Genomic DNA, 25496 nt, shown 5'->3' with positions numbered 1-25496 from the left:
ACTCAACTGCGCGTCTCCTTGGGCGCTTCTTTGCCCGTGTAGGCAGAGAGCAGGCGGCGCTGGAGGCCGAACATCTCCTTCTCCTCCTCCGGCTCGGCGTGGTCATAGCCGAGCAGGTGGAGCACGCCGTGTGTGGTGAGGAGTAGGAGTTCGTCCTGGGTCTCGTGGCCGGCATCCTGCGCCTGGCGGGCTGCCACCTGCGGGCAGAGCACAATATCGCCAAGCACGCCGGCGGGAGTTATCCGTCCTGCCGTGCCGGGGCGCAGCTCATCCATGGGGAAGGAGAGGACATCTGTGGGGCCGGGAAGGTCCATCCACTCGATGTGCAGCTTCTCCATGGCGTCCTCGTCCACCAGGATGATGGACAGGTCCGCTTCCGGATGCACGTAGAGGCTGTCCAGCAGGTACCGGCCCAGCCGGGCCAGCTCTTCCTCGTCAATGGCCGGGGCTGAGGATTCGTTATTGACTTCGATGCTCATTTACGGGCCTCCCGCCCGTGCTGATTGGATAGTCCGCGGTTGTTGGCACGTCCGCCGCCGCCCTCGGCCGGGGTCCGGCTCAGCCGGCGGGTTTCATCCCACTCGCTGTAGGCAGTAACAATGTCACTGACCAGCCGGTGCCGCACAACGTCGACGGCCTGCAGCTCGGAGAACGCGACGTCGTCAATGTCACCGAGGATGTCGTGGACGATGCGCAGCCCGGAGGCAGTGCCGCCCGGCAGGTCCACCTGGGTGACGTCACCCGTGACCACCATCTTGGAGCCGAAGCCGAGGCGGGTAAGGAACATCTTCATTTGTTCCGGCGTGGTGTTCTGCGCTTCGTCGAGAATGATGAAGGCATCGTTGAGGGTCCGGCCGCGCATGTAGGCCAGGGGTGCCACCTCGATGGTGCCCGCCGCCATCAGCCGCGGAATGGATTCCGGGTCCATCATGTCGTGCAGTGCGTCGTACAGCGGACGCAGGTAAGGATCAATTTTGTCGCTGAGGGTGCCGGGCAGGAAGCCGAGCCGCTCCCCCGCTTCCACCGCGGGGCGGGTCAGGATGATCCGGTTCACTTCCTTCTGCTGCAGCGCCTGGACGGCCTTGGCCATGGCCAGGTAGGTCTTGCCCGTGCCGGCGGGGCCGATGCCGAAGACCACCGTGTTGCGGTCAATCGCATCCACGTAGTTCTTCTGGTTCAGGGTCTTGGGCCGGATGGTCTTGCCGCGCGTGGACAGGATGTTCTGCGTGAGGACATCCGCCGGGCGGACGGCGGTCTGGTCCCGCAGCATGCTGATCAGCTGCTCCAGGACCTGCGGCGTAACCCGGGTCTGGTTGCGGGCCAGGATCCGCACTTCGTTGACCAGCCGCACCGTCTGTTCCACGTCCGCGGACGGGCCGGATACGGAAAGCTCATTGCCCCGCACCAGCATGCTCACCTCGGGGTTGGCCGCCTCAATGATCCGCAGGGCCTCGTCATTGGCCCCCAGCGACTGGACCATGTGTTCCGTGGAATCAAAGACTATTGTCTGGGTGTCCCGCCGGATGGTGCCGATTTCCATTGAAGATTCGGTCATATAGTCGGCCCTCGCAGGCCTTTCATCGCCCCTTTTGGTAAGTCGCGTTCAGAGTTTGGAATGGTGCGGTCGCCGGGTGGCGCCGGCTCGCGCCCGCAGCACCCCGCAATGTCAACGCCGGCACGGCGCCGGTTATTTCCGGTGCGCGACGGCGCCGGCGGGTCTGCCGGCTACCTAAATGTTACTTGATGTGCCCCGTCCCGGGCGGGAGCGGAGCCGGAATATCTCGGCATCGCAACGGTGATGTCTCAATCGTGTTTCAGTCCGGACGCCAGCCGCAAACGGCGCCGGATGGCCACAAACCGTATGTAAAGGTTGAAGACGTACATTTTGCCCCGACCGCCTGAGGAGGATTGATGGTCACCCTGTTGCCGGGCCGAGCATCCTCCCCTGACGCCGCCCGCCGCAGCCGCAGGCTGGTCCGTGCGGGTGCCGGTGCCGCACTGCTCGTGGCAATGCTGGCCACGGGCGGCTGCGGAGTGGTGGCGGAGTATCCCACCACCACCATGCCCACGGCCTTCAGCGCCGAGTCCCGCAGCCTGGCACCGATGACCATTTCACCGCCGGCGGAAGCAGGTTCCGGCACGCTGATGCCCGTCTACTGGCTCGGACTGAACGACACCACGGTGAGCCTTTACCGCGAATTCCTGCAGTCCGACAATACCGGCGACCCCATCGGCGAAGCGGTCCGCGCCATGACGGCAGGGAAGCCGCTGGATCAGGACTACTTCACGCCGTGGCAGCCCGCAGACAAGGTGACCGCTTCCATTTCCAGCAAAAACGTCATCACGGTGGACATCCCGTCGAAGGCCTTCAAGGGATCCCTGGACGCCGGCATGGCCCACCGAGCGGTGCAGCAACTGGTGTACACCGCCACCGCCGCGGCGGTGAACGCCGGACTGACAACGGTAGGCCAGGAAAGCACCGTGGTGGTGCTGGTGGACGGCAAAGCCGGCTACCGTGCCTTCGGCCACGAATCCCTGGAAGAACCGCTGCGGCGCGATCCGTCCCTGGTAGCCCCCATCTGGATCATTGATCCGCAGGAATCCCAGGTCCGGTCAACCTCGCTCACCGTCACCGGCACAGCCGCATCGCAGCCGGAGGGCCTGTACTGGCGGGCCGAACCCGTAGTGGATGGCCGGCCCTCCTCGGACGCCGTGGCCTCCGGCCGGGTCGACTTCCACGAAGGACCGGGTTCCACCCGGGAATTCACCTTCTCAACCACCCTGGCCCCCGGCACCTACAGCCTCAAGGTGTACTACAAGGGCCATGAGGCGGCAGGCGATTCCAAACGCATCACGGTCACCGCAGCGCCGGGAGACCCGGAGAGCTGACACCGGGCGCGGGACTTCGTTCCGCTACCAGCGGCCCAGCAGCTGGTTCAGCACTGCCAGGGCTGCGGGACCGGCGGTGGAGGAGCGCAGCACATGCGGTCCCAGCCGTACAGCCAGCGCCCCGGCGCCGCGCAGCAGTTCCAGTTCTGCCGCGCTGATCCCGCCCTCCGGACCGACCACTATCGCTATCTCTGCCGGCGCCGCCGTCCTGCCGGTTGCGTCTGCGCTGCGGCCCGGGAGGTTCCGCACCGCGTCCGCCAGGGGCGCGTCGGCTTCCTCATGCAGCACAAGGACCAGGTCCGTGTCCGCGAGCCGGCGGGCCAGGCCCCGGCTGTCCAGGACGGGTTCCACGCCGGGAATCCAGGCGCGGCGCGACTGCTTGGCGGCCGCCGTGGTCAGGGCCTGCCACTTGGCCTGCCCCTTCACCGCCTTTTCCGTCTTCCAACGGACAATGCTGCGGTCCGACTGCCACGGAATGACGTGATCCACGCCCAGTTCAGTGGCTGCCTCCACTGCCTGCTCATCCCGGTCCCCCTTGGCCAGGGCCTGGACCAGGATGAAACGAACTGCTGCCGGTGGTTCCTCCGCCGCGTGTTCCACGCTCAGTTCCAGCAGCGAGGGCCCGGTCGCGGACACGGTACCGGTGAGGCGCCGGCCCGCGCCGTCGACAATGTCCACGTTTTCGCCCGCACTGATGCGCTTGACGGAAACGGCGTGCCGGGCCTCAGGCCCCTCCAGGCGGAATGTGTCCCCCGGACTGGCCGCGGCCACCTGCGCCGGGTCCCCGAAAAAGATGGGGTTGGTCATCTCAGAGGTTGCCCAGCCGGTCCCGCAGTTTGGCAAATACGCCGGTGCCCGAGCTGTTCAGCCGGCCTTCGCTGTATTCCTCACCGCGCAGCTGGGCCAGCCGGCGGAGCAGTTCCTCCTGCTCGGAATCCAGCTTCTGCGGGGTTTCCACGTGCAGGTGGACGCGCAGGTCGCCGCGTCCGTGGCCGCGCAGGTGCGTGACGCCGAGACCGTTGAGCACGGTGACCTCGCCGGACTGGGTGCCGGGCTTGACCGTGACGTCGCGTTCGCCGTCGAAAGTGTCCAGTGTGACCGTGGTGCCCAGCGCTGCGGCGGTCATCGGCACCGTCAGGGTGGCATGGAGGTCATCGCCCTCGCGCAGGAAGGTGGGGTCATTATTGACCCGGATTTCCACGTAGAGGTCACCGGCGGGTCCGCCGGCGAGGCCGGCTTCGCCCTGCTGGCTCAGCTGGATCCGGGTTCCGGTGGCGACGCCGGCCGGGATCTTGATGTTCAGCGTGCGGCGGTTGCGGACGCGCCCCTCGCCGGAGCACTCGTGGCAGGGATCCGGAATGACCGTGCCGAAACCGTTGCAGGTGCCGCAGGGAGCCGAGGTCATGACCTGGCCCAGGATGGAGCGGACCGCCCGCTGGACCTGGCCGGTACCGTGGCAGATGTCGCAGGTACGCGGGGAGGTGCCGGGCTGGCAGCAGGACCCGTCACACGTGGGGCATACCACGGCGGTGTCGACGTCGATCTTTTTGTTGACGCCGAAGACAGCATCCTTGAGGTCAATCCGAACAGTAATCAGGGCGTCCTGGCCGCGCCGGCTGCGCGAGGCCGGGCCCCGGCCGCCGCCGGGTGCGCCGCCGCCGAAGAAGGTGTCGAAGATGTCCTGGAAGCCGAAGCCCTGGCCGCCGAAGCCGCCACCGCCGAAACCGTTGTCGGTTCCGTTTTCGTTCCCGGTGGTGTCATAGATACGCCGCTTCTCGGGATCGGAGAGGACCTCGTAGGCGTGCGTCACGGCCTTAAACTCGTCGGCGGCACCCGGAGCGTTGTTGACGTCCGGGTGCAGCTTGCGGGCAAGCTTCCGGTACGCCTTCTTGATTTCTTCACCGGTGGCGTCTCGTCCGACGCCCAGAACCTGGTAGTGATCGCTCACTCGTGCACATCGCTTCCTGCATTGCCTGCATTACCTGCCTTCATGGCTGAAGGCGTTGTTTGGAGTCCGGCAGGTTTCCCGGCCGGCGGGGCGGCCCGCCAACGGCTGGCCGCGTGGAGTTCAATAAGCCTAGTTATTCAGTATTCGGGACAAGTATCGGGCCACGGCACGGACCGCCGCCATGGTGTTGGGATAGTCCATCCGGGTGGGGCCCAGGATGCCGACCTTGGCGGAGGCATCCGGCCCGTAGCCGGTGGCCACCACCGAGGCTTCGGAGAGGCCGCCGTACGGGTTTTCCCGTCCGATCCGGACGGCAACACCCCGGGCGTCCTGTTCCATTTCGGAGAGCAGCCGGAGCATTACCACCTGTTCCTCCAGGGCTTCCAGCACGGGGCCGATGGTCAGCGGGAAGTCTACCGTGGAGCGGGCAAGGTTGGCCGTTCCGGCCATCACCATGCGGTCCTCCCGGTTAATTCCGGCGAGCAGCTCCAGGCTGTGCCCGAGGGCGTCGGCCACCCGGCGGCGCGCCGCCGGAACGGTCGCCAGGGCTTCGGCGACGTGGCCGGTGATGCTGCTGAGCGGCGTCCCGGCCAGGGAGGACAGGAAGTGCTGGCGGAGGTCCGAAAGATCGGGTTCGGTCACGGGTTCGGGGACCGTAATAACCCGCTGCTCCACCCGGCCCGTGGTGGAGATGAGCACCACGAGCACCTGGGCCGGGGCCAGGAGCACAAACTCGATGTGCCGGATCTTGGCATTGCCGAGGTGCGGGTACTGCACAACCGCCACCTGGTTGGTCAGCTGGGACAGCAGCCGCACGGTCCGGTCCATCACGTCGTCGAGGTCGTCTGCACCCTCCAGCAGGGAGGAAATGGCGCGGCGTTCGGGTGCCGAGAGGGGCTTGACGTCGGAGATCCGGTCCACGAACAGACGGTAGCCCTTGTCGGTGGGGATGCGTCCTGCCGAGGTATGCGGGGCGGTAATCAGCCCTTCTTCCTCCAGGGCCGCCATGTCATTGCGAATCGTCGCCGAAGACACTCCCAGGTGGTGGCGTTCCACCAGGGCCTTGGATCCCACCGGTTCACGCGAATGGACGTAATCCTCAACAATGGCACGGAGGACCTCGAGTCGGCGTGGCTCACTCATGGTTTTCCCTCCCTGTTAATTGGCGGGCGCATCAGAAGGGCGCGTCCTTGTGATGCGGCGTGCGGAGCACCTGCGCCACCGGGGCGCCGCTTAGCACTCACAGTGTTCAAGTGCTAAGTCTAGTACGGAACGGCAGCGTTGTTAGCATTGAGGGATCCGCGGCCCCGCTGCGGTCAGCTCCCTGATTCAGCAACAGTAGCGAGGCAAGCAACGTGTCCAACTTCTCCTGGGGCCCGCAGGACATTACTGCGCCGGCCCGGACCACCCTGCGCAAAGTCGGTGCCGAATCCGGCCTGGTCCTGGAAGACGTCGCCACCGGCTGGGTGGGAGCGGTGATCCGGGTGGAAAAGTCCGGCGGGCTGCACCTTATGGTGCTGGAGGACCGCCGCGGCAAGCGGAAATCCTTTGAGCTCGGTTTTGGCTTCCTGCTGGAGGGCGAGCCCGTGGAGGTCACGGCCCCTCAGGCGGCCGGCACCAAAGCCGGTCCGGCGCGCACGGCGTCAGGTTCGGTGAAGGTGGCCAACCAGCGCGCACGCACCGCACGGGCGAGCCGTATCTGGGTGGAAGGCAAGCATGACGCCGAGCTGGTGGAGAAGGTCTGGGGTGATGATCTCCGGGTGGAGGGAATTGTCGTGGAGCCCCTGCACGGCGTGGATGACCTCTATTCCGCGGTGAAGGACTTCGCTCCCGGCCCGGGGCGCCGCCTCGGCATCCTGGTGGACCATCTGGTACCCGGCTCCAAGGAGTCCCGCATCGCCGCCGAAGCCATGACCTGCCCCGGCGCGCACGGGAACGTACTGATTGTGGGCCACCCCTACGTGGATGTCTGGCAGGCCATTAAACCCTCGGTGATCGGTCGCAGCGCCTGGCCGGTGGTCCCCCGGCACCTGGATTGGAAGACCGGGATCCTGCAGGGACTGGGCTGGCCCCACGCTGACCACACGGATGTGGCCATGGGCTGGAAGAAGCTCCTTGGGCAGGTAAACACCTACGCCGATCTGGAACCGTCGCTGCTGGGCAGGGTCGAGGAAGTCATCGATTTCCTGACCGTGCCGGAATGAGACACACGACTCATCCGCCGTCGCCGTTCCGTTATAAAGCGGCCCAGCCAGTACTCTTGTTCAATACGTAGTAGCGGACCGACCCTGTGTCAGCACGAGTCAGAAGGAAATTACGCCGTGTCCAACACACGCCAGAATCACCAGCCACGACCGGATGAACACGGCAGCGGACAACGCCCTGTCTATCAGGGGGCACCGGCCAACGCCCTGCCCCTGACCGCCTCCGAAGACCGGCAGTGGGCAACCATGGCGCACTTTGGCGGCATCCTTGCTTTTGTTCCGTCGCTCATCATTTACCTTGTTTTCCGCGACCGCGGACCGTTCACCGCCCAGGAATCAAAGGAAGCGCTTAACTTCACGCTTCCGCCCAGCATTGCTGCCCTGATTGTCTGGATGCTGTCCTTCATCCCTGTTGTCGGCGGATTCTTTGCCGTGCTCAACGCCCTGATCTGGGTGTACGTTGCGGTGTCCTCCGTGATCGCGGGCATTGAGTGCAACCGCGGAAGGCCCTACCGCTACCCGTTCAACCTGCGCCGCATCAAGTAGGCGACTTCCCCGGAAGCTGCGCTGCTTAGTCCGGCAGCAGCCGCCGGACCACGGCGTCGGCCAGAAGCCTCCCCCGGCCGGTCAGGATCACCCGTCCCGTCAGCGCGGCACGCGGATCAACCAGGCCGTCAGCCATCAGTCCTGCCACCGCCAGCCGCCCCGGTTCCCGGAGCCTGGACAGGTCCAGCCCCTCGGCCAGCCGCGTGCGCAGCATAATGTCTTCCACATACCGGGTGTCGGCGTCGAGCGTCTCCCGCCCGACCGCCGGCGACTCGCCCGCACCAATCCGCTGGGCGTAGGCCGTGGGGTGCTTGGCGTTCCACCAGCGCACACCGCCTGCATGGGAGTGCGCCCCGGGGCCGATCCCCCACCAGTCATCGCTGCGCCAGTAGGCCAGGTTGTGCCTGCACTGGTCAGCGGGTGTGCGTGCCCAGTTACTGACCTCGTACCAGGACAGGCCGGCGGCGCTCATCATCTCGTCGGCGAGGACGTACTTGTCCGCGTGGTCGTCGTCGTCAATGGGCGGAACCTCCCCGCGCCGCATCCGGGCAGCGAGCTTGGTGCCTTCTTCGATGATCAGCGCATAAGCGGAGATATGGTCCGGCTCGTAGCTCAGCGCTTCCTCGAGGGAGGTTTTCCAGTCCGCCATGGACTCCCCCGGCGTCCCGTAGATCAGGTCCACGCTGACGTGCAGGCCGGCGTCGCGCGCCCACTTCACCGCCTGTGGCACCCGCGAGGGTGTGTGGGTGCGGTCCAGGACCGCCAACACGTGCGGCACCGCGGACTGCATACCGAAGGACACACGGGTAAACCCGGCGTCCGCGAGCAGCTGAAGGGACTCCGGGGTGACCGAATCCGGGTTGGCCTCGGTGGTGACCTCCGCGCCGGGCTCCAGTCCCCACTGGTCGACGGCGGTGCGCAGGATAGCTGCGAGGTCTTCAGCCGGCAGCAGCGTGGGTGTGCCGCCGCCGAAGAAGACCGTGCCCATACGGCGCTCCGGCAGGCCGGAGCGGCGCATGGCGCCGGCCGCGAAAACCACTTCCCGTTCAGCCGTGCCGGCATAGGCGGCCTGCGAGGCTCCCCCGCCGAGTTCCGTGGCGGTGTAGGTGTTGAAGTCGCAGTAGCCGCAGCGGACGGAGCAGAACGGAATGTGGACGTAGAGCCCGAAATTCCGGTCCGCTGCTCCGTCCGCGGCCTGGGCGGGGAGAAGACCGTCGGCGGGTGCCGGGTCCCCGAGGGGCAGTGCGCTGGGTGTCACTTCTTGGATTTGTCCTTGGATTCGTCGGAGGAAAGTGCTGCCACGAAGGCTTCCTGCGGGACCTCCACGCGGCCCACCATCTTCATGCGCTTCTTGCCTTCCTTCTGCTTTTCCAGCAGCTTGCGCTTACGGCTGATGTCGCCGCCGTAGCACTTGGCCAGCACGTCCTTGCGGATGGCGCGGATGGATTCGCGGGCAATGATGCGGGAACCGATGGCGGCCTGGATGGGCACCTCGAACTGCTGGCGCGGAATGAGCTCGCGCAGCTTGCCCGTCATCATCACGCCGTAGCTGTAGGCCTTGTCCTTGTGGGTGATGGAGCTGAAGGCGTCCACCTGCTCGCCCTGGAGCAGGATGTCCACCTTGACCAGGTCCGCCACCTGCTCGCCGTCGGCCTTCCAGTCCAGCGAGGCGTAACCGCGGGTCTTGGACTTGAGGATGTCGAAGAAGTCGAACACGATCTCCGCCAGCGGCAGACGGTACCGGATTTCCACCCGGTCCTCGGAGAGATAGTCCATGCCGCCCAGGACACCGCGGCGGGCCTGGCACAGCTCCATAATGGCGCCGACAAATTCGCTCGGCGCCAGGATCGTGGCCGAAACCATCGGCTCGCGGACCTCTTTGATCTTGCCTTCGGGGTATTCGCTGGGGTTGGTCACCTTGACGACCTTTTTGTCCTCAAGCGTCACCTCGTATTCCACGTTGGGTGCGGTGGAGATCAGGTCCAGGTTGTATTCACGCTCAAGGCGTTCACGGGTGATTTCCAGGTGAAGGAGGCCCAGGAAACCAACACGGAAACCGAAGCCCAGCGCCGCAGAGGTCTCGGGTTCGTACACCAGGGCGGCATCGTTGAGCATCAGCTTTTCGAGGGCGTCGCGCAACACCGGGTAGTCGGCGCCGTCGATCGGGTACAGCCCGGAGAAGACCATGGGCTTGGGATCGGCGTAACCGGGCAGCGATTCGGTGGCCGGCTTGGCAAGGTTGGTGACGGTGTCGCCCACCTTGGACAGGCGGACATCCTTCACACCGGTGATGAGATACCCCACCTCACCAACACCCAGTCCCTTGGACGGGGTGGGTTCGGGTGAGCTGACGCCGAGCTCCAGAAGTTCATGGCTGGCGCGCGTGGACATCATCTGGATGCGCTCGCGCGGGGACAGTGAACCGTCGATCACGCGAACGTAGGTGACCACCCCGCGGTACGTGTCATACACGGAGTCGAAGATCATGGCCCGGGCAGGGGCATCCGGATCTCCGACCGGGGCAGGAATGTCGCGGACAATCTTGTCCAGCAGGTCCTCCACGCCCACACCGGTTTTGCCCGAGACCTTCAGGACATCCGCCGGATCGCCGCCGATCAGGTTCGCGAGTTCCTCGGCGTACTTCTCCGGCTGCGCTGCCGGGAGGTCGATCTTGTTCAGGACCGGAATGATCGTCAGATCGTTTTCCATGGCCAGGTACAGGTTCGCGAGCGTCTGTGCCTCGATGCCCTGCGCCGCGTCCACGAGGAGGATAGCTCCCTCGCAGGCGGCCAGGGACCGGGAGACCTCGTAGGTGAAGTCCACGTGGCCCGGGGTGTCGATCATGTTCAGTGCATAGGACTGTCCATCCAGTTCCCACGGCATGCGCACGGCCTGGGACTTGATGGTGATGCCGCGCTCGCGCTCGATATCCATCCGGTCCAGGTACTGGGCCTTCATGTTCCGATGCTCAACCACGCCGGTCGACTGGAGCATACGGTCGGCCAGGGTGGACTTGCCGTGGTCGATGTGGGCGATGATGCAGAAGTTTCTGATGATCGCCGGATCCGTCGCGGCAGGCACCGGCGAGAAGCGGGCCATAGGTGACACTGTGGCGGTTCCTTTACTGTTCCCGGGACTCTCCGACGCATCACGCGGGTGCGCGGGTATTCTGTGCTGGAGTCCCGGAGGGCTGATGGGTGTTCTTTCGAATTAACAGTCTCCCACGTTTGCCCGTCCGGGCAGGAACTTTGGTGCCGGGCCGTTTGCTGCGCCGGGGGCATAACGTAGTGCCATGCCATTCAACGCCCGCTCTTTTGTCTCCCTGGCCCGTTCGGCGGCACGCCTGCTCCGCCAGGTTTCCGCCACGGGCGCCCAGCCGCCGGGCACGCGTTCGGGCCCCCGTGCCGGCACCGGCGCCCGGACACCGTCGCCGCGGACACCGTCCCCCTCCCCCGGCCTGAGACCCGGCGCCGGACGTGCCGGGAAGAACAGCGCTGCCGGCGACTACCAGGGTCCGCTGAGCCCGGCCTACGCCCCGCAGCCCGACGGCGACCCTGACCCGGGCGAGGTTGTCTGGGCCTGGGTTCCCTTCGAGGATGACCCGTCGCAGGGCAAGGACCGGCCGGTCCTGCTGATCGGCCGGAACCGGGGATTGCTGCTGGGGCTGATGATGACCAGCCGGGACCGGAACAATTCCCGGAGGGCCGATCCGCGGTACCTTGATGTCGGCACCGGGCCCTGGGACAGCAAGGGCCGCCCGAGCGAGGTCAAGCTGGACCGCGTGCTGCAACTGGCACCGGAGGACGTCCGCCGGGAAGGCGCCGTCATGGACGAGTCCGTGTTTCGGCGGGTGGCCGCAGCGCTGGCTCAGCAGCGCCCGGCACGCTGAGGGCTGCGTTGGCGTACACGTGCCCAATCTCTGCTAACATTTATTGCTGTGTGTCCGCGCAGGTCGACGGGCACTTCAGCACAGGCGCCACAAACGGTATCCCCACGCCACTCAGTCAATGCCTGGGCTGAAATTCCCTCACCGACCAAGTCCGCAATACAAAGAGAGTTTATAAGTGGCCAATATTAAGTCCCAGAAGAAGCGCATCCTCACCAACGAGAAGGCGCGTCAGCGTAACAACTCGGTGAAGTCCGAGCTGAAGACCGTCATCAGCAAGGTTGATGCCGCAGTCAAGGCCAGCGACAAGGACGCAGCAGCCGAAGCGCTGAAGACCGCCAGCCGCAAGCTGGACAAGGCCGTCAGCAAGGGCGTTATCCACAAGAACAACGCTGCCAACCGCAAGTCGGCCATCTCCAAGAAGGTCAGCGCGCTCTAAGCAGCCAGTACAGACTTACATCTACGGCCGGTCCCTTCGGGGGCCGGCCGTTTTTGGTTTAACACCGTCTCTGCTCCAGGACCGTCAGCTTTTAGCCACAGGGTCTGCTTTCATCCAGAGGACGCTGCGGCGCGGCTATCGCCCGGAGGCCGCCAGGGCAATGACGGTCACGGCACGTTCCACGGCGTACACCGGATCGCGGCCGGCGCCCTTGACCTGGGCGTCGGCTTCGGCGAGGGCCTGTACGGCTTCGATGAGGGATTCCGAGGTCCACCGCTGGGCATCCCGCCGGGCCTGGTCCACCTGCCAGGGCGCCATGCCGAGCTCTTTGGCCATGGAGGCTGAGGAGCCGCGCAAATTGGCTACCCGCGCTACGGCCCGTACCTTCATGGCCAGGGCACCTACCAGCGGGACCGGGTCCACTCCGGTATCCAGGGCATGCCGCAGCATGGACAGTGCCTGCGCTGCCCGGCCGGCAAGGGCGGCATCGGCGACCTTAAACGCCGTCGCCTCCACGCGGCCGCCGTAGTAGCGTTCCACGAGTTCCTCGCTGACCTCACCGGTGGAGTCGCTGATCAGCTGCTGGCAGGCGGCAGCGAGTTCGGAGAGTTTCGAGCCGACGGCGTTGACCAGTGCCCGGGCGGCAGCAGGGTCGATGCGGCGCCGGGCGGTACGGAATTCGGAGGTCACGAAGTCGAGTTTTTCGGCGTCCTTCTTGAACGGCTGGCATTCCACCACGGGGGCACCGGCTGCCTTGACGGCGTCCAGCAGCTTCTTGCCGCGGTTGCCGCCGCTGTGATGCAGCACCAGGACTGCGTCCGGTGACGGATCCTTCAGGTAAGCGAGGGTTTCGGTGAGGAAATCCTCGTTCATGGAGGCCAGGTTGACCGCCTCGATGAGTTTGGCTTCGCCGAACAGTGAGGGACTGGACTGGAGGGTGAGTTCCCCGGACGCATAGGTCGCGGCGTCAAATTGCACCAGTTCGGTGTCAGGCTGTTTTTCCCGCAGCAGGGTGCGGATCCGGTCCCGTGCCCGGGAGGCCAGATAGTCCTCCGGGCCGGCCAGCAGCACAACGGGAGCGGGTTCCACATCGCGCCAGGAGGCCGTCGCGGATGTCTTGCTGCCGGAGGTTTTGCCGCCGGAGCTGCGCTTGGATGGAACGGCCGGATTCACAGCTGGATCTCCTGGGATGGTGCGGGCGGGCCGAGGCGGCGGGCCGAAGCGGGTTGAGCGGGCGGCGCGTATCCGCAGCGCGGACCGGCCTACTCCAAGATTGCCATGCCGGCCCGGCCCCGCCAATTTTGCACCTGCCCGTGTTTGCTTCCGGCCGGTTCCCTCCGAAGGGCAGACTCCGGGACTCCTCCGTTTTTGCCGGTTGACCCGTCCCGGGTCTTTGCCGGTTCCTCGGCCAGGTCAATTATTCACCGCAACCCGCTGATCCGCAGGGCGTCCTCCTCCCGGGCCACCACTATGGTGCCAAGGACATCGGTGCGCGCCACCGCCGTATCGGAGCGTTCCAGCCCTTCAATAATCTGCGGAGCGGGATGTCCATAGTCATTGTCCGCACCGACCGATATGACCGCCAGAGAGGGACGGGTTGCACGCAGCCAGGCGTCGCCGCCGTTGCGGGCACCGTGATGGGGCACCTTGAGGACATCCACCCCGGACCGCAGTCCGGGATGGGATGCCAGCACCGCTGTCGCGGCGTCTGTCTCCGCATCACCGGTGAGCAGGATTCTCAGGGGCGTCCGGTCCGCCGTGCCGACACTCAGCAGCAGGACGGCGCTGGCATTGTTCTCATCGTCCTCCCCCGCAGCGGACCCCGACGTGCTCCCGGCCGTTTCCGGCGGCCAGAGAACTTCCCAGCTCACATCCCCTGCACTGCCCGTCATTCCCGCCGTCAGCCGCGTACGTGGCGCCGTTGATCCGGCGAGGGCGTCCTCGAGGTCCCGGGGCAGCCCGGCTCCCGCCGTGGAATAGCCCACCTCCCGTACGGTCCGCCCGGAGATAACACCGGCGGCTCCGCCGTAGTGGTCCAGGTGTGCATGCGTGAGCACCAGCAGGTCGACGTTCTGCACACCCAGCCTGTCCAAACAGGTCTCCATGGCAGCCGGTTCCCCGCCGGTATCCACCACGACGGCGCTGCCCGGCCCGGTACGGACGGCCAGCCCGTCGCCCTGCCCTACGTCGCAGGCAGCAAGAACCCATTCATCTGCCTGGCCCGGCAGCCCCTCCCCCACGCTTCTGAGTGCCAGCACCGTTCCCGCCGGCAGGATCAGTACGACGACGGCGCCGGCTACCGTCCAGCGGCCAACCTTGCCGGGCCTGGCCTGCCAGGGAACGACGCTCCACCGTCCCGCCTTCCAACCATGGCCCCGGCGCCGGGGCGGACGGTCCCGATGCCTGCTTCTGCCGCGGGACAGGTACAGGACCAGAGCGGTCCCTCCGGCCGCCGCCGCTGCCATCAGCACGAACCCCGGTCCGCCGGCGGGCCAGGGCTGCAGCGCGCCGGGCGCGGATTCGAAGGTGCGGGCGGTGCCGGCTACCCACCAGGCACACGCGGCCGAGGCGACCAGCGGCACCGCGGCCAGCGGCGGGGCCAGGCCAACTACGGCGACGGCCAGCATGCCGACAATGGTCACCACCGGGACAACAGGGGCGGCCACTAAATTGGCGGGCACCGAATATACCGGCAGCTGCGGCTGCAGTAGAACCAGCACCGGGGCACAGAACAGCTGCGCGGCGATCGGTACGGCCAGCGATGCCGCGAACCAGAGCGGAAGTCTGCGGGAGAGCACCAGCACCAGGTGCGGCCCGAGAACCACCAGGCCCAGCGTGGCGCAGACCGAGAGGATGAACGCGTAGCTGGTACACAACCACGGATCGATGGCCAGCAGGACGGTGATGGACAGGAGCAACAGTGCCACGGGCAGGCGGCCGCGTCCGGAGAGAACTGCCACCGTGCCCAGGCCGCCCATGACCGCTGCCCGCAATACGCTGGGATCGGGCCGGACGAGCAGGACAAACGCCGCCAGTCCGGCCAGTGCCAGCAGCACTGCCGCTGCTCGGGGCACGCGGGCCGCGCGGGCGGTGAGGAAGATGAAGGCCAGGAGATACGAGCAGTTGGCGCCGGAGACTGCCGTCAGGTGGGTCAATCCGGTGTCCTTCATCGCTTGGCCAAGGTCCGGGTCCAACGTGCTGCGGTCGCCGAGCACCATTCCGGCTAAAAGCCCGTCCACGGATACGCCGCGGTCCGCAGCGGCCTGCACAAAGTCGGCCCGCAGCTGCGCGGTAGCACCGTACCAGCCTCCGGCGGGGCGGATGTCCGGGGCCGCTGCTGCACGAAGGAGCGCCAGGTTCCGGTCGCCGGGCTGAAGTTTGCTCAGTGCCCCGGCACTGCTAAACCCGTCACCCCACCGGATGCCTGCATAGTCATCTCCACCGACCACCAGAATGGGTGCGGCACTGCCAAAGCGCTTCCCGTCCGCCGTAGCGCTCTCGGCGATGGCGTCCACCAGATAGCGGGGCCTGCCGGTGAAGCGGTCCGGTGTGGCCGCCCGGGCATCGGAGACGGCACGGAACTCTCCGCTTACTGATCTCTCCGCGGCAATCACCCCGGCCATCGGACCGTTGCTGCGCTCCGCCAACGCACCGGCCGCCCCGGCACAGACCAGTGCCACGGCCGCCAGGGGCACTGCCGTCCCCCTGAACAGGGCAGCGGGATTGAACCGGGCAGGGGAATCGGACAGTGCGGCGCGATTGGACAGCTCGGCGCGGCTGGACCGCTCGGCGCGATTGGACAGTGCGGCAGGGCGGCGGCGTGCCAGGACCCCCGTTAGCAGCAGGAAACCGACACTCACCGCAGCCACGATGCCTGCTGTCAGCCATCCGGACGAGGGTGGCAGCCGGACCGCGAGGAAAGCGGCAGCCCACGCCGCCGCGGCCGTCGGGAGCAGCCGCATTTCACGCAGCGGTACCGGCTCCGCTGCCCCTAACCTGGACCGCCGGGTTGCCTCCCGCCGGATCTGCCGTCGTGCAGCAGGCACCGGTAACGGCTTCTCCGCTCCCGGCTCGGCTGAACACGGTTCGGCTGCACCAGGTTCGCTTGCACCGGGTTCGGCTGCACCGGGCATGGAGCCCCGGGCCGAAGACACATACCGGGCCCAGTCCCCCTGCTGACTCATACCGGAGCAGCTATACCGTCACGAGCGGCAGGAGCGCGGCCATCATGGCGTCACCGATGCCCGGCACTGCGTCCAGGTCCTCGGGCCGGCTGAAGCTTCCGTGCTCGGTACGCCACGCAATGATCCGCTCCGCGAGGACCGGCCCCACCCGCGGAAGCGTCTCCAGCTCGGCAGCGTCGGCGGTGTTCAGGTTGACCTTGGCAGCCGAACCGGCATCGGGCCCTGTCGCTGAACCGCCGGTGGCCGCGCCGCCTCCATTTCCCCCGCCGGTTTCCGCGTTGGCCCCGGCGGGTGGCGGGGCCTCTTCACCGATCCGGGGAACCAGTACCATCGCCCCGTCCTGCGCCGGGGCGGCAAGGTTCACGGCGGTGAGGTCCGCGTCGGCGGCCGTTCCGCCGGCGGCATCAACGGCATCGACTATCCGGCTGCCGGGCGGCAGACGCACAATACCTGGACGCTGCACGGCACCGGCGATGTGGACTACCACCGTGGCGGGACCCGGATCCGCTTCCGCCGCCTCAGGTGAAGGAACCGGGGAAGCCGGCCGGGTGCTCCCCGCTGTGCCGGTACCGGCAGCTCCTTCGGCATCTGCCGGGGCAGCGGAGGCGGGCGCGGACAGCTCAACGCTGGCCACGGGCGCAGGGCCTGTGTCGCGGAGCAGCACAGCTGCCGCTGCGCATCCCAGCAGCAGACACACTGCCAGCACTGCCGCCGGCAGCGAAAGCGCCCACCGGCGCCGAAACCCGGGAGGATCCGGGGACTCATCCTGCCCGGTGTCCGCGGTGCCCGCAGTGTCCCAACGATGCTGTGCCATCCGCCGAACCTAGCTGCAGGCCTGCCCCTCCCTGCGCACCGATTGGCAGCGAGTGGAGCGGGACCGCCGGAACGCTGCCGGCAGCCGCGGTGTGGAGGACAAGAACATAGTGTGGAGGACAAGAACATGCTGAAGGAAGACGCCGCCGAGGACAACACCCGGGAATCCCGGGCGTGCTTCCCTAGGCCTTGTCTGCAGGGGCAACCCCGCCGGATCCCAGCTCACCGGGGTTTGCGGGCCCCTCCTGTGTGCGGGTCCCGGACCCGGCAGCCCCGTCGCCGGCCACCGCCACCGCCAAAACGCCCAGCCCGGCATGGGCCGCCAGAACTGCCGGGAGCGGACAGATAAGGATTTCCACCTCCGGGGCCGCGGCACCGATGATGCCGGCAAGCCGCTCCGCCTCGGCCGCATTGCCGAAGTGGTGCACCGCGGCACGGACCTTTCCGGTCCGGCCGGCAATATCCTCCTGCACCAGTTCGGCCAGCCGGGCCAGCGCTTTCGGGGCGGTGCGGACACGTTCCAGCGGGACCACCCGACCGTCACGGATCACCAGGATCGGTTTGACGGCCAGCAGGGTACCCAGCCAGCCGGCGGCAGCCCCGATGCGCCCTCCGCGGCGCAGCTGGTCCAGGCTGGGCACGTAGAAAAGTATGTTTGAGTCCGCGGCCACGGCGCGTGCGCACGCGGAGACGGTCTCTGCCGAGTTGCTGCTCCGGGCACTCTCGGCAGCCGCGGCCACGGCAAAACCCAGTCCCATGGCCGCCGTCGTGCTGTCGATCACTTCCACCGGAACGGATGCGGAGCGGGCGGCCAGCCTGGCGGAGTCCACGGTGCCGGAGAGCTGCCCGGACAGGTGCACGGAAACCACCGAGGTGCAGCCGGCGGCTGCCAGCTCGGCATACGCAGCCTCAAACCGGCCCGGCGCCGGACGGGAGGTGCGTACCGGGTGCCCCTGGGCCAGGGCCATGGCCAGTGCCGGGATCAGGTCTTCGGAGCCTTCCCCGTAGATCTGGTCGCCGATCATCACCGGCATCGGAACAACCCGCACGAACTCCGACACCTTCGCCGCTTCGGCCCACCCCGCGGGCAGGGCGGCTGCCGAGTCGGTGACTATGCCCACGACCGGCCCGGGGGCGGCGGCAGTTGCCCGCTGCCGCCCCCTGGCCCGCAGTGCGAGCCGTTCCAGCCAGTCCATGGTTCCGGTGCCTAGGCCGGAACGATGTTCACGAGCTTGGGCGCCCGGACAATCACGGTGCGGATGCCGCGGCCGTCCAGGGTGCGCTGCACGGCCTCGGAGGCCAGCGCGGCCTCACGCAGGTCATCCTCGGAGATGTCCGCGGCCACCTCGAGGCGGTCACGGACCTTCCCCTGGACCTGGACCACGGCGGTGACCGTGTCCTGCACCAGCAGGGTTTCATCCACAGTCGGCCATCCGGCGTTCACCACGGAGGCGTCGCGGCCCAGCAGGTTCCACAGATCCTCGGCCGTGTACGGGGCGAAGAGGCTCAGGATCACCGCAACCGCCTCGGCCGCTTCGCGTACTGCCGGGTCGGCACCGCCCACGCCGGAATCGATGGCCTTGCGGGTGGCGTTGACCAGCTCCATCAGCTTGGCCACCACCACATTGAACTTGTTGTTCTCCAGCAGTTCGGTGGCGTCCGCGACGGTCCGGTGCGTCATGGCACGGAGTTTTTTGTCCCCGCCCGTGAAGGCGATGCCGGGTTCGCTGCTGACGTCCTGGCCGAGGCGCCAGGCGCGGGCCAGGAACTTCGCAGAGCCCGACGGCGAGACGTCCGCCCAGTCGACGTCGTCCTCCGGCGGGGACGCGAAGATCATGGTCAGGCGCACGGCGTCGACGCCGTACTTATCCAGCTGCTGGCCCAGGTCCACGCCATTGCCCAGGGACTTGGACATGGCCTTGCCCCCGTTGAGCACCTGGCCCTGGTTCAGCAGCGAGCTGAAGGGCTCACTTGCCGGCAGCAGGCCCATGTCATGGACCACCTTGGTGAAGAACCGCGCGTACAGCAGGTGCAGGATGGCGTGCTCGACGCCGCCCACGTACTGGCCAACGGGCATCCAGTTCTTCGCAGCCTCGGGATCGAACGGGCCCTCGGTGAAGTGCGGGGAGACAAAGCGCATGAAGTACCAGGACGAGTCCACGAAGGTGTCCATGGTGTCGGTATCGCGCTTGGCGGGGCCGGCACACTTCGGGCAGGAGACGTTGACCCATTCCTCGGCCGAGGCCAGGGGTGAGGTGCCCTTCGGCGCCAGGGCCTCGCCCTTCAGCCCGGTGGGCAGGGTGACGGGCAGCTGCTCATCCGGTACCGAAACCTCGCCGCACTTTTCGCAGTGGATGATCGGGATGGGCGTGCCCCAGAAGCGCTGGCGGGAGAGCAGCCAGTCCCGCAGGCGGAAGTTCACGAACTTCTCCCCCGTGCCCTGCTCTTCGAGCATGGTGATGGCGGCCGGGATCGCTTCGGACTTCGGCAGTCCGTCGAGGGTGCCGGAGTTGATCAGGGTGCCTTCGCCGGTGGTGGCCACGCCGCTGACGGCGGGATCCTCTTCGCCGGTGTCCAGGACCGCCTTCACGGGCAGGTCGAAGGTCCTGGCGAAGTCCAGGTCACGCTGGTCGTGCGCCGGGACGGCCATGATGGCGCCCGTGCCGTAGTCGGCCAGCACATAGTCGGCGGCCCAGACGGGCAGCTTTTCGCCGTTAAGCGGGTTCACTGCGTAGCGGCCGGTAAAAACGCCCGTCTTGGTGCGTTCGGTGGACTGGCGCTCGATGTCCGAGAGGGCCTTGACCTGTTCCCGGTACGCCGTCAGCGCATCGCGGTTCTCATCGGTGACCAGATCCATCGCCAGCGGTGCGTCTGCCGCCACGACAAAGAAGGTGGCACCGGCCAGGGTGTCCGGGCGGGTGGTGAAGACGGTGACCTGCTCTTCGCCCTTGCCGCCGGCGGCTTCGATGACGAAGCGGACGTGGGCACCTTCGGAGCGGCCGATCCAGTTCTTCTGCATAGCCAGCACACGCTCGGGCCAGTGGCCCTTGAGCTGCTCCATGTCATCGAGCAGGCGGTCCGCGTAGTCGGTGATCTTGAAGTACCACTGGTTCAGGGACTTCTTGGTGACCTGGGTGCCGCAGCGTTCACAGGCGCCGTTGACTACCTGTTCGTTGGCCAGCACGGTCTGGTCCTTGGGGCACCAGTTGACCGGGGAGTTCTTCCGGTAGGCCAGGCCACGCTCGTAGAAGCGCGTGAACAGCCACTGGGTCCAGCGGTAGTACTCCGGGTCCGAGGTGTGGATGCGGCGGGACCAGTCAACACTGATGGCGTAGCGCTTGAAGGATTCAGCCTGGGTTTCAATGTTGCGATAGGTCCAGTCGCTGGGGTGCGCGTTGTTCTTGATCGCGGCATTCTCAGCCGGCAGGCCGAAGGAATCCCAGCCGATCGGGTGGAGCACGTCGTAACCGAGCTGGCGCCAGTAACGGGCGACGACGTCGCCCATGGCGAACGCTTCGGCATGGCCCATGTGCAGGTCACCCGACGGGTAAGGGAACATGTCCAGGACGTAGCGGCGCTCGCGCGAGCCGTCGTCGGCAGGGGCGAATACGCCAAGGTCCTCCCAGACCTGCGGCCATTTCTGCTCGATGGCCGCGAAACTGTAGACGGCCTCTTCCTGCTGATCAGTCTGTGACTGCGTGCTCACTATGCTTCGCCTCTGTCCTGAAAGAAAAATGTTGATCCGCGCATTCCGGGCCCGTGTTCCCCGTCCCGGAAAACCGGGTCCTCCCCAGACACACAAAAGCCCCTCGACAAGCAAGGGGCGGCCGCGCACGGACGGTGCGCGGCTAGCTAAGGAGGAGTACTGCGCTCATTTCTCCACTTTACAACAGAGCGTGCGCTCCGGAGGCAGGATGACGGGGTGAGCCGCAGCGGGAAATTCCGACCGGCAGCGTATCTTTTTGCCGGCTCCGTGCGTCTACCGGTTAAAGACTCTGGCGCAATGCCATTGTTGGTTCAGGACCGCCGGGGGCGGCCCGGGAAAAGGAGCGGAGAAATGTCAGTGGAGACAACCCCTGCTGTGTCATTGGCGGGCATGGAAAGCAACAGTGCGGGACTGGGCGGGATTCCGCATCGGCTGCGGCAGGTCCGGCGCGATTTCCTGCTCGCATTGGAGCCGGTTCGTCCTTCCGTTTACCGTTACTGCCGAAGCCTGGCAGGAAACGTGTGGGACGCGGAGGATCTGCTGCAGGACACCCTGGCCAAGGCACTGGCCGAGGCATCCCAGCGGCACGAACCCATCCGGAACACTCAGGCCTGGCTGATCCGCATTGCCACCAACACCTGGCTGGACACCGTCCGGCGCAGCAACCGGAGCACGACGGCGGATTTCAGCACACCGGAGATGGACCGCCCCGATGACGGCGCCGCCGATCCCCTTACAGCCGTGGCCGTGGAAGCCGCCCTGCTGCGCCTGGTGCTTCTCCTGCCCCCGAGGGAGCGCGTCTGCGTGGTCCTCAAGGACGTCTTCGGCTATTCCCTCGCCGAAACCGCTGACGTGCTTGAGACCAGTGCCGGTGCGGTGAAATCGGCCCTGCACCGCGGCCGGAGTGCGCTGGCTGCCGCGCAGGAGCCGTCCTCCCGTGCCGATAGTCCGGCCGACGGTTCGGCCCGCAGTTCCGCGGGCACTCCAGCGGGCAGTTCCGCGGCGGCTCCTGCCGGGCACGCCGACTTGCTGCGCCGGCTGGCGGATGCGTTCAATTCCTACGACATTGAGTCCATGGTCAGCCTGTTCCTTGCAAACGGCCGGACCGAGGTGGTGGGCAACGTCAGCGAAACCGGACACGAGGAAATCCGTACCGGTTCGCTGGACCACACGTTCGGTCCGGATGCGCCCGAGAGCTACCGGGCCACCGTGCATGCGTTCGACGGCGAGGAAGTTATCCTGCTGTGGGAGCGGCCCAAGGACAGTCCGCACGCTGCGGACGTGGTGGCCGACGTCGTCCGGATGCGCGCAGCCGACGGCTGCCAAGATGAGGACACCTTGATCCGTGAACTCAGATGGTACTACTTCTGCCCGGAACTGCTGGCGGAAGTGGCCGGCGGCCTGGGACTGCCTTTCAAAACCAACGGAGTGTCCTACTTCTGACCGGCGGTGCTGCGGCTCCTGACCGGCAGCGCTGCGGCGCCGGGGAATTTCCCGGCGCCGCAGGCCCGCCCGTCATCCAAGTGCACCCGGCCCTAGCGTGCAGCCGCATCCCGGCGCCTGCGGGCTCCCTGCGCCTCGCCGGCTTCCTGTGCCTCGCGCGCCGCCCGAAAGGCCAGGAACGCTTCCCTGCTCGTGCGGCCGGGGGTGTAGCCGAACTCCGCTTTAAGTGCCCTGTTGTCCAGCACCGGCCGATAGCGCAGGAACCGCACCCGTTCCGGACCGTGCACCGTCAGCCGGAGCCTGCTGCCGAGCCAGAGCGCTGCGGCCAGCACCGGAGCCGGGACCGTGATGGTGCCCCGCCCCTGGAGCGCGGCGATCTCCCGGACGGTCAGTGCGCCGTCGCCGGCCACGTTGTAGATGCCGCTGCGGCCGGTGACGGCAGCCTGCACCATCACCCCGGCAACGTCTTCATCCCAGACGAAAACGAAGGGTGACTCGCTGCCCGCCACCCTCAGCAGCCGCGGGGCGTCCAGCAGGGCGGTGATCTGGTTGCGGACCCGTTCCCCCAGGATGGTGCCGATCCGGAAAACTGTCTGCTTCAGTTCCGGATGCTCAACGCGGACCCGGGCCAGCTCCTCCTCCACCAGGCGTTTGTGCTGTGAATAGGCGAATTCGTCGTTGCCGCGGATCGGGTCGGCTTCGGTCAGCCACGGGGAGTTATCCGGGTGGTAGCCGTAGGCGGCCCCGGAGGAGGAAATGATCACGTGTTTGACGCCGGCGGCAATGCAGGCCGCCAGGACGTTGCGTGACCCGTCCACGTCCACCCGGTATTCCTGTTCCCGGGTGGTGCTTTTCCCGGGGTTTACGATTGCCGCCAGGTGCACCACCGTGTCTATCCGGTGCTCTGCCAGCAACCGCGCGACCTCCGGTGAGCACACGTCTGCGAGGGCGTAGGCGACGCCGTCGAGCCGTCGCTCCGGAGCCGGTTCCCGGATGTCGAGGCTCAGTACATGGGTGATATCGGGGTGTTCGGCCAACCGTGCCACCACGGCACTGCCCAGGAACCCGTTGCCGCCCGTAACGCAGACGCGGGTCACCGGTCTGCTCCGTTTGTTGCCGCGGCCGGCGGTTCAGCAGCCGGCGGTTCAGCAGCCGGCGGTTCAGCAGCCGGCGGTTGGGCCGCTGCCCTGCCTGCCCGGGCGTCCCTGCGCCGCCACCAGGCGGCCAGCAGGAGTCCGGCCAGGATGTCCCAGATGCCCCACCAGGCAGCAACCATGGCCATACCGCCCAACCCGGCGAAAAAGGTCAGGGTCAGGCCGAGTCCCAGGCCGGTATTCCGGGCTCCCACTTCGAAGGCGAAGGCACGCCGGCTGGGCTCGTCCAGCCGAACGGCTGCCGCAGTCCAGTAGCCCACGGCCAAAGCCACGGCGTCGTGCAGCAGTACCACCAGGAAGATGGTGCCCAGGTGTTCGCGCAGCGGCCCGAGGTTGCTCGCCGTGCCCGAAACAATAAAAACCAGCAGGGCGATCAGGCCGATGCGCTGGACCCAGGGCCGCACTTTAGCGGTAATGCGCGGGTAACGCCGGGCCAGCGGCATCCCCAGGGCGAAGGGAAGTCCGATGATCAGCAGGACCTGGATCAGCATCTCCCACCGGTCCAGCGAGAATTCCCGCATCAGGGATTCGGTGCCCGGGTTCAGCCGTGCCCACAGGGCTACGTTCAACGGCATCACTGCAATGGCCACCAGGTTCGACACCGCGGTCATGGACGCCGAGAGTGCCACGTTTCCGTGGGCCCGGTGTGTGAGAACGTTGGATATCCCGCCGGGCGGGCAGCACGCCACCAGGATCATGCCCAGCGCAATCGACGCCGGCACATTCAGGAGCAGGGCCAGCCCCACGGTTACTGCCGGCAACACCAGGTACTGGGCGGCAATGCCCACCAGTACCGCCTTGGGGCTGCGCAGCACGGTTTGGAAATCAGCCGGCCGGACTTCCAGGGCGATGCCGAGGATGATGACCGCAAGGACCACGTTCAGGATCACCAGGGACCCCGGGGTGAAACTCAGGACAACGTCGTCAATGGACATCAGGCATTCACCTCGTCCCGTGCCGGGGCGGGCGCAGCCAGCTGTTCCAGGTGGGCGTCCAGTTCGGCCCGGTACGCGTCTTTGTTGACGTAGTAGCTCATTCTGTCGAGGCCGAGGTAGCGGTACCCGCCCGTGACATCCGGGCCGGGCCCGGCGATGCGCCGGGCGAACCGCTCCGCCGACGCCGGATCGTCGCGTTGGGCCGCAAGATAGGCCGCGGCCAGCTCGGCCTGCCGGTACCGGCCTTCCCAGCCCAGGCCCGAGGCTTCCACCATGCCGATCATCAGCAGGTTGGCGGCCTGCCGGCTGAAGATGTTCAGGTACAGCGACGGTGACGGTCCGGTCCAGCCCAGCAGCTGTGGATCCAGGAACGGATAGTCCAGCAGGTACCCCGTGGACAGCAGGATCAGGTCATACTCCCCCGATGTGCCGTCCCGGAAGTGCACCGTGTGCCCGTCCAGCCGGTCTATGTCCGCCCGGACCCGGAGATCGCCGTGTCCCAGGTGGTGCAGCACCAGGGAGTTCACGACCGGGTGCGACTCGTAGATACGGTAATCCGGCTTCGGAAATCCGTACCGCTGCGGATCCCCGGTGAACATGCGCAGGAGCCGCTTGTCCAGGAACTGTTTCAGGGGGCGCGGCAGTGGCCGGCCCTGGTTGAGGGTGTCCGTCGGCCGGCCGAAAACATACTTGGGCACGAAGTAATAACCGCGGCGGACACTGATATCAACGGCGGCTGCGTGATGCACGGCGTCCACCGCTATGTCGCAGCCGCTGTTGCCTGCCCCGACTATCAGTACCCGCTTCCCGGCCAGCTCAGTTGCCCGCTTGTAGGCCGCGGAATGAAGGATCTCGCCGGCAAACTGTCCGGCGAAACGCGGAACCGACGGAGTGTGCAGTGTTCCGGATGCGACCATCACCGCGCTGAACCTGCCGCTTCCGGGCCCGTCGGGACCGTCCCAGCTGACGGTCCAGGCATCCCCTGACGGTACTGCGGACGTGACCGCTGTGCCGAAGCGGATTCGGTGGCTCAGCCCGAAGTGCTCGGCATAGGCAGTGAAGTAGGCCTTCAGGTGCCTATGCCCGGGATAGTCCGGGGTTCCCTCCGGCATCGGGAACTCGCTGAACTGGGTGGTGGACTTGGAGGAGATCAGATGCGCGGACTCATAGACCGTGCTGGCCGGATTCCCGATGTTCCAGAGCCCGCCGACCTCGGTGTGGCGTTCGAAGCCCACAAAGTCGAGTCCCTGTTTTGCCAGTGCACGCATGGCCGCAAGGCCGCTGGGCCCGGCGCCGATAACGGCAACCGGAAGCGCCGTATGTGTTGTATTGGATTCGGAAGACACTTC

The 25496-nt window shown here is 66.8% G+C and carries 21 protein-coding genes; 6 read left to right on the top strand and 15 right to left on the bottom strand.

Going from position 1 to position 25496, the window contains the following annotated elements:
• Positions 1-2 precede the first annotated feature (2 nt).
• On the bottom strand, positions 3-479 hold the full coding sequence (gene ybeY, locus AC5RVB_RS05440; RefSeq protein ID WP_227901802.1) for an rRNA maturation RNase YbeY: 477 nt from the start codon (positions 477-479) through the stop codon (positions 3-5).
• Positions 476-1540 carry a PhoH family protein gene (locus tag AC5RVB_RS05435; protein ID WP_479768622.1) on the bottom strand — a complete coding sequence of 355 codons (1065 nt, stop codon included), beginning with the start codon at positions 1538-1540 and terminating at the stop codon, positions 476-478. The genes ybeY and AC5RVB_RS05435 overlap by 4 nt, the downstream gene beginning before the upstream one ends.
• A gap of 371 nt (positions 1541-1911) precedes the next feature.
• Here AC5RVB_RS05435 and AC5RVB_RS05430 point away from each other — a divergent pair, with 371 nt between their 5' ends.
• Entirely contained in the window at positions 1912-2889 is a 978-nt protein-coding gene (locus tag AC5RVB_RS05430) for a GerMN domain-containing protein (protein ID WP_227901800.1), read from the top strand.
• A gap of 24 nt (positions 2890-2913) precedes the next feature.
• Here AC5RVB_RS05430 and AC5RVB_RS05425 read toward each other — a convergent pair whose 3' ends face one another.
• The 3 genes from AC5RVB_RS05425 to hrcA form a co-directional block, all read right to left on the bottom strand.
• Positions 2914-3696 carry a 16S rRNA (uracil(1498)-N(3))-methyltransferase gene (locus AC5RVB_RS05425; protein WP_227901799.1) on the bottom strand — a complete coding sequence of 261 codons (783 nt, stop codon included), beginning with the start codon at positions 3694-3696 and terminating at the stop codon, positions 2914-2916.
• Position 3697: 1 nt separating this feature from the next.
• The gene (dnaJ, locus tag AC5RVB_RS05420; protein WP_227901798.1) at positions 3698-4837 is read right to left on the bottom strand and encodes a molecular chaperone DnaJ; all 1140 of its coding nucleotides are present in this window, start codon (positions 4835-4837) and stop codon (positions 3698-3700) included.
• A 129-nt stretch (positions 4838-4966) separates the two neighbouring features.
• The gene (gene hrcA / locus AC5RVB_RS05415) at positions 4967-5980 is read right to left on the bottom strand and encodes a heat-inducible transcriptional repressor HrcA (protein WP_227901797.1); all 1014 of its coding nucleotides are present in this window, start codon (positions 5978-5980) and stop codon (positions 4967-4969) included.
• A gap of 212 nt (positions 5981-6192) precedes the next feature.
• Here hrcA and AC5RVB_RS05410 point away from each other — a divergent pair, with 212 nt between their 5' ends.
• Both AC5RVB_RS05410 and AC5RVB_RS05405 read left to right on the top strand, forming a co-directional pair.
• Positions 6193-7041, top strand: a complete 849-nt coding sequence (locus tag AC5RVB_RS05410; protein ID WP_227901796.1) for a DUF3097 domain-containing protein — start codon at positions 6193-6195, stop codon at positions 7039-7041.
• A gap of 117 nt (positions 7042-7158) precedes the next feature.
• Positions 7159-7587: a DUF4870 domain-containing protein gene (locus tag AC5RVB_RS05405; protein ID WP_227901795.1), complete on the top strand. Its 429-nt coding sequence runs from the start codon at positions 7159-7161 to the stop codon at positions 7585-7587.
• Positions 7588-7612: 25 nt separating this feature from the next.
• Here AC5RVB_RS05405 and hemW read toward each other — a convergent pair whose 3' ends face one another.
• Both hemW and lepA read right to left on the bottom strand, forming a co-directional pair.
• The gene (hemW, locus tag AC5RVB_RS05400) at positions 7613-8845 is read right to left on the bottom strand and encodes a radical SAM family heme chaperone HemW (protein ID WP_227901794.1); all 1233 of its coding nucleotides are present in this window, start codon (positions 8843-8845) and stop codon (positions 7613-7615) included.
• A complete protein-coding gene (lepA, locus tag AC5RVB_RS05395) occupies positions 8842-10695 on the bottom strand; it encodes a translation elongation factor 4 (protein ID WP_227901793.1) in 1854 nt (617 codons plus the stop codon). Before lepA ends, hemW begins: the two co-directional genes overlap by 4 nt.
• A 184-nt stretch (positions 10696-10879) precedes the next feature.
• Here lepA and AC5RVB_RS05390 point away from each other — a divergent pair, with 184 nt between their 5' ends.
• Positions 10880-11476: a type II toxin-antitoxin system PemK/MazF family toxin gene (locus AC5RVB_RS05390; RefSeq protein WP_494142162.1), complete on the top strand. Its 597-nt coding sequence runs from the start codon at positions 10880-10882 to the stop codon at positions 11474-11476.
• Between the two features lie 175 nt (positions 11477-11651).
• Positions 11652-11912 carry a 30S ribosomal protein S20 gene (rpsT, locus tag AC5RVB_RS05385; protein WP_146361896.1) on the top strand — a complete coding sequence of 87 codons (261 nt, stop codon included), beginning with the start codon at positions 11652-11654 and terminating at the stop codon, positions 11910-11912.
• Positions 11913-12047: 135 nt separating this feature from the next.
• Here rpsT and holA read toward each other — a convergent pair whose 3' ends face one another.
• The 5 genes from holA to leuS form a co-directional block, all read right to left on the bottom strand.
• Entirely contained in the window at positions 12048-13085 is a 1038-nt protein-coding gene (holA, locus tag AC5RVB_RS05380) for a DNA polymerase III subunit delta (protein ID WP_423723306.1), read from the bottom strand.
• Between the two features lie 248 nt (positions 13086-13333).
• Entirely contained in the window at positions 13334-15958 is a 2625-nt protein-coding gene (locus AC5RVB_RS05375; RefSeq protein WP_494142161.1) for a ComEC/Rec2 family competence protein, read from the bottom strand.
• Between the two features lie 148 nt (positions 15959-16106).
• The gene (locus tag AC5RVB_RS05370) at positions 16107-16910 is read right to left on the bottom strand and encodes a ComEA family DNA-binding protein (RefSeq protein ID WP_494142160.1); all 804 of its coding nucleotides are present in this window, start codon (positions 16908-16910) and stop codon (positions 16107-16109) included.
• A gap of 181 nt (positions 16911-17091) precedes the next feature.
• On the bottom strand, positions 17092-18105 hold the full coding sequence (locus AC5RVB_RS05365) for a DegV family protein (RefSeq protein WP_227901789.1): 1014 nt from the start codon (positions 18103-18105) through the stop codon (positions 17092-17094).
• Between the two features lie 11 nt (positions 18106-18116).
• Entirely contained in the window at positions 18117-20618 is a 2502-nt protein-coding gene (gene leuS, locus AC5RVB_RS05360; RefSeq protein WP_494142199.1) for a leucine--tRNA ligase, read from the bottom strand.
• 348 nt (positions 20619-20966) lie between these two features.
• Here leuS and AC5RVB_RS05355 point away from each other — a divergent pair, with 348 nt between their 5' ends.
• Positions 20967-22058 carry a sigma-70 family RNA polymerase sigma factor gene (locus AC5RVB_RS05355; protein ID WP_494142159.1) on the top strand — a complete coding sequence of 364 codons (1092 nt, stop codon included), beginning with the start codon at positions 20967-20969 and terminating at the stop codon, positions 22056-22058.
• Between the two features lie 92 nt (positions 22059-22150).
• Here the strand turns inward: AC5RVB_RS05355 and AC5RVB_RS05350 are convergent, their stop codons facing one another.
• From AC5RVB_RS05350 to AC5RVB_RS05340, 3 genes are read right to left on the bottom strand one after another with little or no spacing between them, the layout of a single operon-like run.
• On the bottom strand, positions 22151-23155 hold the full coding sequence (locus tag AC5RVB_RS05350; protein ID WP_494142158.1) for an SDR family oxidoreductase: 1005 nt from the start codon (positions 23153-23155) through the stop codon (positions 22151-22153).
• Positions 23152-24147, bottom strand: a complete 996-nt coding sequence (locus AC5RVB_RS05345; RefSeq protein WP_494142157.1) for a bile acid:sodium symporter family protein — start codon at positions 24145-24147, stop codon at positions 23152-23154. The genes AC5RVB_RS05350 and AC5RVB_RS05345 overlap by 4 nt, the downstream gene beginning before the upstream one ends.
• Positions 24147-25493 (bottom strand): flavin-containing monooxygenase, encoded by a 1347-nt coding sequence (locus tag AC5RVB_RS05340; protein ID WP_494142156.1) that lies wholly within the window; start codon positions 25491-25493, stop codon positions 24147-24149. Before AC5RVB_RS05340 ends, AC5RVB_RS05345 begins: the two co-directional genes overlap by 1 nt.
• Positions 25494-25496 lie beyond the last annotated feature (3 nt).

The sequence above is a fragment of the Arthrobacter sp. Y3225209 genome, from assembly GCF_059090685.1.
The sequence above is the reverse complement of the archived record's forward strand: the minus strand, read 5'-3'. Positions and strand labels throughout refer to the sequence as shown.

Coding starts and splice junctions, on each gene's coding strand:
- hrcA (WP_227901797.1), bottom strand. CDS start 5,980: ATGAGTGAGCCACGCCGACTCGAGGTCCTCCGTGCCATTGTTGAGGAT.
- AC5RVB_RS05435 (WP_479768622.1), bottom strand. CDS start 1,540: ATGGAAATCGGCACCATCCGGCGGGACACCCAGACAATAGTCTTTGAT.
- ybeY (WP_227901802.1), bottom strand. CDS start 479: ATGAGCATCGAAGTCAATAACGAATCCTCAGCCCCGGCCATTGACGAG.
- AC5RVB_RS05425 (WP_227901799.1), bottom strand. CDS start 3,696: ATGACCAACCCCATCTTTTTCGGGGACCCGGCGCAGGTGGCCGCGGCC.
- AC5RVB_RS05355 (WP_494142159.1), top strand. CDS start 20,967: ATGTCAGTGGAGACAACCCCTGCTGTGTCATTGGCGGGCATGGAAAGC.
- AC5RVB_RS05365 (WP_227901789.1), bottom strand. CDS start 18,105: ATGGACTGGCTGGAACGGCTCGCACTGCGGGCCAGGGGGCGGCAGCGG.
- AC5RVB_RS05390 (WP_494142162.1), top strand. CDS start 10,880: ATGCCATTCAACGCCCGCTCTTTTGTCTCCCTGGCCCGTTCGGCGGCA.
- AC5RVB_RS05430 (WP_227901800.1), top strand. CDS start 1,912: ATGGTCACCCTGTTGCCGGGCCGAGCATCCTCCCCTGACGCCGCCCGC.
- AC5RVB_RS05370 (WP_494142160.1), bottom strand. CDS start 16,910: ATGGCACAGCATCGTTGGGACACTGCGGGCACCGCGGACACCGGGCAG.
- AC5RVB_RS05345 (WP_494142157.1), bottom strand. CDS start 24,147: ATGTCCATTGACGACGTTGTCCTGAGTTTCACCCCGGGGTCCCTGGTG.